The following is a 9,161-nucleotide window of genomic DNA, read 5'->3' as shown; positions in this document are numbered from 1 at the left end:
GGACTGGTGCTGACCGGGCGGCTGAGCCTGGCCGTGCACCCCTGGCTCGCCGACCACGCCGTCCTGGAGACCGTGCTCGTCCCCGGCACCGCCCTGGTGGAGATGGCGCTGAGGGCGGGCCGCGAGGCCGGCTGCGAGGTGCTGCGCGAGCTGGTGATCCAGTCGCCGCTGGTGCTGCCGCAGCAGGGCGGCGTCGCCGTCCAGGTGAGCGTCTCCGAGGCCGACGAGGCCGGGGACCGCACCGTGCAGGTCCTGTCGCGCTCCGAGGCGGAGGACTCCGCGTGGGTGTGCCACGCGACCGGGGTGCTCTCCCCGGCGGGCGCCGCCGCCCCGGCCGCCGACGGCTCCGCCACCCCGGCCGCCGACGGCTCCGCCGTTGCCGGGACCTGGCCGCCCGTGGGGGCCGAGCCCGTCGACCTCGACGGCTTCTACGACCGCCTGACGGCCGTCGGCTACGGCTACGGACCGGTGTTCCAGGGCCTGCACGCGGCCTGGAGCGACGGCGACAGCGTCCACGCCGAGGTGCTGCTCCCCGAGGCCGCCGCCGGTCAGGCGCAGGCGTACGGCCTGCATCCCGCGCTGCTGGACGCCGCGCTGCACGCGGTCGGCTTCTCCGCCGCCGTGGACGCCCACCGGGCCGCCCGGATGCCGTTCGCCTGGACCGGCGTCCGGCTGCACGCGGCCGGTGCCGCCGTGCTGCGGGTCACCCTGACCGTGACCGCCGACGGCGTGGCGCTGAGCGTTGCCGACGGCACCGGGGCACCCGTCATGACCATCGAGTCCCTGGTGCTGCGGGAGGTCGAGGCCGAGCAGCTGCGCCCCGCCGTCGGCCCGGCCGTCACCGAGGCGCTGTTCGCGCTGGACTGGACCCCGGTCACGTCGGCGGGCGCCGCCGGTGCCGGCCCCGCGACCTGGGCCGTGCTCGGTGCGCCCGCCCCGGGTGGCGCGGACACCCCCGCGCCCGCCGTCCCGCCGCTCGACGCGCCCCGGTACGCCGGGCTCGCCGAGCTGGTCGCCGCGCTCGACGACGGACGCCCGGCGCCGCAGGCCGTGGTGCTGCCCGTCCCCACGACCGCCGCCGAGGCCGTCGACCTGCCGGCCCGGGTGCGGGAGACGGCCGGCCGCCTCCTGACGGACCTCCAGGCCTGGCTGGCCGAGGAGCGGCTGGCGGACACCCGGCTGGTGGTCGTGACCCGCGGCGCCGTCGCCGTCGGCCAGGAGCCCGTCGACCTGGTCGCCGCCGCGGTCCGGGGCCTGGTCCGCTCCGCGCAGACCGAGAACCCCGGCCGGATCGTGCTGGTCGACCTGGACGGCGAGGCCCCGGCCGACGACTGGTGCCCGGTCGCCGCCCACGGCGACGAGCCGGTGCTGGCCGTCCGCGACGGCGCCGTCCTCGCCGCCCGGCTGGCCCGGCCCTCGGACACGCTCGCCGTGCCGTCCGGCCGGGAGGCCTGGCGCCTGGACACCCTCGGCCCGGGGACGCTGGAGAACCTCGCCCTGGTCCCCGCGCCGGACGCCGACCGGCCGCTCGGCCCCGGCGAGGTGCGGGTCGCCGTCCGCGCCGCCGGCGTGAACTTCCGCGACGTGCTGCTCGCGCTCGGCATGTACCCGGAGCGCGCGCCGATGGGCGCCGAGGCGTCCGGCGTGGTGGTCGGGACCGGCCCCGGCGTCACCGACCTCGCCCCCGGCGACCGGGTGTTCGGCTTCTTCTCCGGCGGCATCGCCGCCACCGCGGTCACGGCCCGCGACCTGCTGGCCCGCATCCCCGACGGCTGGACCTTCGGCCGGGCCGCCGCCGTCCCGCTGGTGTTCGCGACGGCCTACTACGGGCTGCGCGACCTGGCCGACGTCCGGCCCGGCGAGTCCGTGCTGGTGCACGCCGCGGCCGGGGGCGTCGGCATGGCCGCCGTCCAGCTCGGCCGGCACCTGGGCCTCGACGTCTACGGCACGGCCAGCGCCGGCAAGTGGGACGTACTGCGCGCCCAGGGCCTCGACGACACCCGCATCGCCTCCTCCCGCGACCTGGACTTCGAGGAGTCCTTCCGGGCCGCCACCGGCGGACGCGGCGTGGACGTCGTGCTCAACGCGCTGGCCGGCGAGTTCGTCGACGCCTCGCTGCGCCTGCTCGCGCCCGGCGGCCGCTTCCTGGAGATGGGCAAGGCCGACGTCCGCACCGACCTCCCGCGCGAGGACGTCCGCTACCGCGCCTTCGACCTCGGCGAGGCCGGACCGGTGCGGATGGGCGAGATCCTCGCCGAGGTCATCGCCCTGTTCGACGCCGGCGCGCTGCACGACCTGCCGACCACGGCCTGGGACGTGCGCAACGCCGTCGAGGCCTTCCGGCACATCGGCCAGGCCCGGCACATCGGCAAGAACGTCCTCACCGTCCCGGCGCCGCTCGACCCCGAGGGCACCGTCCTGATCACCGGCGGCACCGGCACCCTGGGCGGGCTGCTGGCCCGCCACCTGGCGGCCGGGCACGGCGTGCGGCACCTGCTCCTGCTGAGCCGTCAGGGCCCGGCCGCCGCCGGCGCCGCGGAGCTGGTCGCCGAACTGCGGGAACTGGGCGCCGAGGCGACCGTCGCGGCCTGCGACGCCGCCGACCGCGAGGCGCTGGCCGCGGTGCTCGCCGCGATCCCCGCCGAGCACCCGCTCACCGGCGTCGTGCACACCGCGGGCGTCCTGGACGACGGCGTGTTCGGCGCGCTCACCCCGGCCCGGCTCGGCGCGGTGCTGCGCCCCAAGGTGGACGCGGCCGTCAACCTGCACGAGCTCACCGCCGACGCCGACCTGGCCGCGTTCGTGCTCTACTCCTCCGCCGCGGGGACCTTCGGCACCGGCGGCCAGGCCAACTACGCGGCCGCGAACGCCTTCCTGGACGCCCTCGCCGCGCACCGCCGGGCGCACGGCTTGCCCGCGCAGTCGCTCGGCTGGGGCCTGTGGGCGAAGGCCAGCGCCCTCACCGGGCACCTCGCCGAGGGTTCCACCGTGACCAGCGGCGACCGGCTCTCCGGCACGCTGACCGCCGAGCTCGGACTCGCCCTCCACGATCGCGCGGCCGCCCTGCCCGCCGCGCACCTGCTGCCGGTCCCGCTCGACCTCGCGGCCGCCCGCGCCTCGGGCGCCGAGCCGCCGTCCCTGCTGCGCGGCCTGGTCCGCCCCACCCTGCGGCAGGCCGCCGACGGCCCGGTGACGGGCGGGCAGGCCACGCTGGAACGCCGCCTCCGGGGCCTGGAGGACGGCGAGCGGCGGCAACTGCTGCTCGACCTGGTCCGGACGAACACGGCCACCGTGCTCGGCCACGCGGGTGCCGAGGCCGTCGGGCCGCAGCAGGCGTTCAAGGACCTCGGCGTCGACTCGCTGGCCGCGGTGGAACTGCGCAACCGGCTGAACACCGCCACCGGCCGGCGGCTGCCCGCCACCCTGGTGTTCGACTACCCGACGGCCGCGTCCCTCGCGGACTTCCTCGCCACCCTGCTGCTCGGCGCGGCCGAGGAGGCCGACCGGCCCCGCGCGACGGCTGCCGTCGCCGACCCCGGCGAGCCGATCGCCATCGTCGGCATGTCCTGCCGCTTCCCCGGCCACGTGGCCTCCCCGGCCGACCTGTGGCGACTGGTCTCCACGGGCGGGGACGGGATCGTGGGGTTCCCGGCCGACCGCGGCTGGGACCTCACCGGGCAGTCCGGCGCCTACGCCACCCTCGGGGGCTTCGTCGACGGCGTCGCGGACTTCGACGCCGGGCTGTTCGGGATCTCGCCGCGCGAGGCGCTGGCGATGGACCCGCAGCAGCGCCTGCTGCTGGAGGCGTCCTGGGAGGCCTTCGAATCCGCCGGCCTCGATCCCAAGGCGCTCAAGGGCGAGCCGATCGGCGTCTTCGCCGGCGCCGCGCCCTCCTACTACGGCGTCGACGTGGACCTGCCCCAGGACACCGAGGGGCACCGGCTGACCGGTGGCGCCACCAGCGTCCTGTCCGGCCGGGTGGCGTACGCGTTCGGGCTGGAGGGCCCGGCGATGACCGTGGACACGGCCTGCTCGTCCTCGCTGGTCGCGCTGCACCTCGCGGCGCAGGCGCTGCGCTCCGGCGAGTGCGACCTGGCCCTCGCGAGCGGGGTGACGGTGATGACCGGCTCCGGGGTGTTCACCGAGTTCGCCCGGCAGGGCGGGCTGGCGGCGGACGGCCGCTGCAAGCCCTTCGCGGCCGGCGCGGACGGTACGGGCTGGGGCGAGGGCGTCGGCGTGCTGGTGGTCGAGCGGCTGTCGGACGCCCGGCGGCTCGGGCACCAGGTGCTGGCGGTGGTCCGTGGCAGCGCGGTCAACCAGGACGGCGCGTCCAACGGTCTGACCGCTCCGAACGGTCCGGCTCAGCAGCGGGTGATCCGGCAGGCGCTGGCGAGTGCCGGGCTGTCGGCCGCCGAGGTGGACGCGGTGGAGGCGCACGGCACCGGCACCAGCCTGGGCGACCCGATCGAGGCCCAGGCGCTGCTGGCCACCTACGGCCAGGGCCGCGGTGACGAGCCGCTGTGGCTGGGCTCGATCAAGTCGAACATCGGGCACACCCAGGCCGCGGCCGGTGTGGCGGGCGTCATCAAGATGGTGCAGGCGCTGCGGCACGGCGTGCTCCCGGCGACGTTGCACGCCGAGCAGCGGACCTCCGAGGTGGACTGGTCGGCGGGCGCGGTCGAGCTGCTGACCGAGGCCCGCCCGTGGCCGGAGGCCGGTCGTCCGCGTCGCGCGGGCGTGTCCTCCTTCGGGATCAGCGGCACCAACGCCCACGTGATCCTGGAGGCCGCTCCGACGGTGGCGGTCGAGGAGACGGAGACCACACAGGGCGTGCTGCCGTGGCTCGTGTCGGGACGCTCGGCCGGCGCGCTGGCGGCGCAGGCCGGGCGGCTGGCCGAATTCCTCGGCGGGGAGCCGGAGTTCGCGCCGGTGGAGGTGGCGTCGACGCTGCTCTCCCGAGCCGCGCTGGAGCACCGCGCGGTGGTGTTCGGCGACGGCCGGGCGGCGCTGCGGGACGGTCTGGCCGCGCTGGCGGACGGGCGCTCCTCGGGCGGGGTCGTCTCCGGGATCGCGACGGAGGGCCGGACGGCGTTCCTGTTCACGGGGCAGGGCGCGCAGCGGGTCGGCATGGGCCGGGACCTGTACGAGGCGTTCCCCGCCTTCGCGGCGGCCTTCGACGCGGTCTGCGCGGAGTTCGACCTGCTGCTGGACCGGCCGGTCCGGGACGTGGTGTTCGAGGGCGCCGAGGATCTGGACCGGACGGTGTGGGCGCAGGCCGGGCTGTTCGCGGTCGAGGTGGCGTCGTTCCGGCTGCTCGAATCCTGGGGCGTGACCCCCGACTTCCTGCTCGGGCACTCGATCGGCGAGATCGCCGCCGCCCACGTCGCCGGGGTCTTCCCGCTGCCGGACGCGTGCGCCCTGGTGGCGGCGCGCGGCCGGCTGATGCAGGCGCTGCCCGAGGGCGGGGCGATGCTCGCCGTGCAGGCCACCGAGGCCGAGGTCCGCGACGCGATCGGCGACCGGCTGGACGTCGCGGCCGTCAACGGCCCGACCTCCCTCGTGGTCTCCGGGCCGGTCGAAACGATCGAGGAGTTCGCGGCCCGCTGGAAGGCCGAGGGTCGCAAGACCAGCCGGCTGACGGTCTCGCACGCCTTCCACTCGGCGCTGATGGAGCCGATGCTCGCCGAATTCGCCGCGGTCCTCGCGGAGTTGACCTTCAACGAACCGCGGATCCCGGTCGTCTCCAACCTGACCGGCGGGATCGCCGAACCCGGCCTCCTCGCCACCCCCGAGTACTGGGCGCGTCAGGTCCGCGAGGCCGTCCGCTTCGCCGACGGCGTCGAGGCCCTGCACCGCGAGGGCGTCACCCGCTACGTCGAGCTGGGCCCGGACGGTGTGCTGACCGCGCTCGCCGCGCAGAGCGCGCCCGACGCGGTCGGCGTGCCGCTGCTGCGCAAGGACCGGGACGGCCGCGAGACCGTCCTGACCGCGCTGGCCGCGCTCTGGACGGCGGGCGCCGGAATCGACTGGTCCGCGCTGCTGCCCACGGCCCGTCACCTTCCGCTGCCGACCTACGCCTTCCAACGGGACCGCTACTGGCCGGACCCGGCCCAGGCCCCGGCCGGCAAGCCGCAGGACGCCGACCCGGCGGACCCGGCGGAGGCAGGGTTCTGGGCCGCCGTGGAACGCGGCGACCTCGCGGAGCTGGCCGACACGCTGGACCTCGGCCCGCAGGCGCTGGACCCGGTCGTGCCCGCGCTCGCCGCGTGGCGGACCCGGCGCCGCCGGGACGCGACGATCGACGGCTGGCGCTACCGCGTCGACTGGACGCCGCTGACCGGCCTGCCCGCCACGGGGCTGCTGGACGGCGGCTGGCTGGTCGTCGCGCCGCAGGACTCCGAGCTGACCGAGTGGGCCACCGACGCGCTCCGGTCCGCCGGGGCCGAGGTCACCGTCGTGGTCGACCCGGGCACCGGCCGGGACGCGCTGGCCGCCCGGCTCGCCGAGGCGTCCGGAGCGGCTGGTGAGGTGTCCGGGGTCCTGTCGCTGACCGCCGCGGTCGGCTCCGCGCTGCCCGGATCGGCGCTGCCCGAGGGCACCGCCGCCACCGTGGCCCTGCTCCAGGCGCTCGGCGGCGCGGGGATCGAGGCGCCGCTCTGGGTGGCCACCCGGGGCGCCGTCCGCACCGGCGGGGACGATCCGCTGGACAGCCCGGCCCAGGCGTCGGTCTGGGGCCTCGGCCGGGTGGCCGCGCTGGAGAACCCGGAGCGCTGGGGCGGCCTGGTCGACCTGCCGGTCACCGTGGACGCCCGTGCCGCCGACCTGCTGACCGTCCTGCTCGGCGAGGACCCCGGCGAGGACCAGGTCGCGATCCGCGGGACGGGCCTGCTGGCCCGCCGACTGGTGCGCGCCCCGCTGGACACCGCCGTTCCGGCGCCCGAGGGCTGGCGGCCCACCGGAACGGTCCTGGTGACCGGCGGGCTGGGCGCGCTCGGCGCCGACTCCGCCCGATGGCTGGCCCGGCGCGGCGCCGCGCACCTGGTGCTGCTCGGCCGGCGCGGGGCGGACACCCCCGGTGCGCGGGAGCTCGCGGCCGAACTGGCCGGGTACGGCAGCCGGGTCACCCTCGCCGCGTGCGACGTGGCCGACCGCGACGCCCTGGCCCGCGTGCTGGCCGCCGTGCCGCAGGACCTGCCGCTGACCGCCGTGCTGCACGCCGCCGGGGTCGACGGCCTGGGCCGGCTGGACGAGGCCGACACCGACCGGCTCGACGCGGTGCTGGCCGCGAAGCTCGGGGGAGCGGTGCACCTGCACGAGCTGACCGCCGGTCTCGACCTGGAGCAGTTCGTCGTCTTCTCCTCGATCGCCGCGGTGTGGGGCGGCGGCGGACAGGGCGCGTACGCGGCGGGCAACGCCTTCCTGGACGCCCTGGTGGAGCACCGCCGGGCCCGCGGCCTGGCCGGCACCTCGGTGGCCTGGGGAGCGTGGGCGGGCGCCGGACTGGCCGTCAGCGGGGACACCGGCGGCCTGCTGCGCCGCGGCGTCACCCCGATGGATCCCGAACTCGGCGTTCAGGCCCTCGCCCAGGCCGTCGACCGGGCGGAGAGCGGTCTGACCGTGGCCGACGTGGACTGGGCGGTCTTCGGTGCGGCGTTCACCTCCGCCCGGCCCAGCCCGTTGCTGCACGAGCTGCTGGACGAGCCGACGGCGGCCGCGGGCGCGGAGCCGGCCGCGACGGGAGACGCCGACGAGGCGTCCGCCCTCGCCGCCCGGCTGGCGTCGGCGCCGCCGCGCCGGCGCCCGCAGATCCTGGTCGACGTGGTGCGGGCCGAGGCGGCCACCGTGCTGCGCTACCAGGACGGCCGTACCGTCGCGGCCGGCCAGGCGTTCAAGGACCTCGGCTTCGACTCCTTGACCGCGGTCGAGCTGCGCGACCGGCTGAGCCGGGTGACCGGCCTGCGCCTGCCGCCGAGCCTGGTGTTCAACCACCGCACCCCCCAGCGGGTGGCCGCCTTCCTCGGTGAGGAGCTGGGCGTCCTGGTCGAGGAGCGGCCCGCCGGGCCGGACGAGGCGGCGGTCCGCGCGGCGCTGGCGGCCATCCCGATCGAGCGGCTGCGGGAGGCCGGACTGATGGACACCCTGCTGAGCCTGGCGGACCCGGCGCCGTCGGGCACACCCGGCACACCCGACCGGCCCGACGGCCCGGACCAGCCGGACGGTCCGGACGTGCCGGACGACCTGGACGACCTGGACGACCTTGATGATCTGGACGATCTGGACGCCGACGCGCTGATCGAGATGGCCCTGAACACCGAACGAGACGACGCCTGAGCCATGGAGAAATCGATGAACACCCGCGGTGACAAGGCGGTCGAAGCACTTCGGGCCTCCCTCAAGGAGGTCGAGCGCCTGCGCAGGCAGAACCGGGAGATCCAGGCGGCGGCCCGCGAGCCGATCGCGATCGTCGCACTGGGCTGCCGGCTGCCGGGCGGCGTCACCGGCCCGGAGGACCTGTGGCGGCTGGTCGCGGACGGCACCGACGCGATCGGCGGGTTCCCGACCGACCGCGGCTGGGAGGAGTCCTTCCCCGGCAGCCGCGACTACGCCCGCCGGGGCGGCTTCCTCGGCGACGCGACCGGGTTCGACGCCGAGCTGTTCGGCATCAACCCGCGCGAGGCGCTGGCGATGGACCCGCAGCAGCGGCTGCTGCTGGAGGTCGCCTGGGAGACCTTCGAACGGGCGGGCATCGATCCCCACTCGGTGGCCGGCACGGCGACCGGCGTCTTCGTCGGCGCCTCCCCGTCCGGCTACGACGGAGCCGGACGGCTCCCGGAGAACACCGCGGGATACCACCTGACCGGCACCGCGAGCGGGGTGCTCTCCGGCCGGCTCTCGTACGTGTTCGGGCTGGAGGGCCCGGCGGTCACCGTGGACACCGCGTGCTCCTCCGCGCTGGTGGCGCTGCACCTGGCGGTCCAGTCGCTGCGCCAGGGAGAGTGCGGCCTGGCCCTGGTCGGCGGCGTCGCGGTGATCAGCACCCCGGCCGCCTTCGCCGAGTTCGGCAAGCAGGGCGGCCTGGCCGCCGACGGCCGCTGCAAGTCCTTCGCGGCGGCGGCGGACGGCACCGGCTGGTCCGAGGGCGTCGGCGTCCTGCTACTGGA

General features: G+C 77.1%; 2 protein-coding genes. Both read left to right on the top strand.

What is annotated here, in order from left to right:
• Nucleotides 1–8,331 (top strand): type I polyketide synthase (locus tag ACIQOV_RS13735; protein ID WP_401048353.1); only part of this gene is annotated, 8,331 nt, incomplete at its 5' end.
• A 15-nt stretch (nt 8,332–8,346) separates the two neighbouring features.
• The coding region (locus tag ACIQOV_RS13730; protein WP_401048351.1) for a beta-ketoacyl synthase N-terminal-like domain-containing protein at nt 8,347–9,161 on the top strand (815 nt) is incomplete at its 3' end.

This window comes from Kitasatospora sp. NPDC091257, from assembly GCF_044757675.1.
Classification (GTDB): domain Bacteria; phylum Actinomycetota; class Actinomycetes; order Streptomycetales; family Streptomycetaceae; genus Kitasatospora; species Kitasatospora lactacystinica.
Note: the sequence above shows the minus strand (reverse complement) of the source record. Positions and strands in the feature narration are given on the sequence as shown.